General features: G+C 64.1%; 1 protein-coding gene. It reads left to right on the top strand.

Going from position 1 to position 1028, the window contains the following annotated elements; all coding sequences use genetic code 11:
- Positions 1–121: 121 nt before the first annotated feature.
- On the top strand, positions 122–1028 hold a 907-nt coding region (gene tssK, locus HMPREF0178_RS20065; protein ID WP_009369369.1), incomplete at its 3' end, for a type VI secretion system baseplate subunit TssK.

Genomic DNA, 1028 nt, shown 5'->3' with positions numbered 1-1028 from the left:
GAGAGAGAGAGAGAGACGTTTTACCATCCGTTTTGATTGACGCGGGTTCCCGGGCATAGGACGGAGCAGAACCGCTCCGGGCATCCGAAGGCACCGCGCAAACCATATTGGGAAGGCCGACATGCAGCCTCAACGTCCGGTATACTGGTATTCAGGACAATTCCTCGAACCGCAGCACTTCCAGCAGGCTGATGCCTTTCATGCCTCGGAAAGGGCGTCGCTGCTCCAGTCGGCGCAGCCGTGCTTCTGGGGCGTGGGCAATCTGGATGTGGACGAAGCGGCGCTTGCCGAGGGGCGGATTCTCGTCCGCAGCGGGATAATGCGTTTTCAGGATGGCACCGAGGTTGTAATCGCCGCCGTGCCGGAAGACGGCAACGCCATCCTGCCAAGCCGGAGTTTCCGCGAAGCATGGACGGACTCACATATGCCGTTTACGGTGTTTGCCGGCCTCCCGCCGTTGAAACCCTATGGCAACGTCGCCGGGATTCCATCGTGCATGCGGGACGGAGGCAGGCTGATCGGATGCGATGCGGACACCTTGCCCGAAGCGCCGGGCCGTTATCTTTGCCCAAACAGCGATGACAGCATCGCTGATCGTTACGCCCTGCCCCTTGCCACGGAAAGCAAGAGGGACATGCCCGTGCGCACGCTCTATCTTTATCCCCGTCTCTTCTGGGAAAACGAAACCACCGACCGCCCGGATTGGCTGTTTCTGCCGTTGCTGCGCCTCACGGATGAAGGCTCCGGACCGCGCCCTGATCCCGCCTACGCGCCGCCTTCCCTCTATGTGGAGGCCAACCCCGTACTGCGCGGGCTCGCGCGCGGACTCGAAGCCCGGCTTGCCGCAGCCATACGCCGCCTTGAGCCAGCCCGACGGCGCGGACTCGACGAGCCCGCAACCTCCAGGCAGCTTCTGCTCGTGAACGCGGCACGGACGCTCTCCGAGCTGCGCCACGCGCTGGCATGGCCCGGAACCGCCCCCCGTGAGCTGTTCGGGCTGCTCCGGAACGGCTTTGCGGCGGCAGCGG

The sequence above is a fragment of the Bilophila sp. 4_1_30 genome, assembly GCF_000224655.1.
GTDB classification, from domain to species: Bacteria; Desulfobacterota; Desulfovibrionia; order Desulfovibrionales; family Desulfovibrionaceae; genus Bilophila; species Bilophila wadsworthia.
The sequence above is the reverse complement of the archived record's forward strand: the minus strand, read 5'-3'. Positions and strand labels throughout refer to the sequence as shown.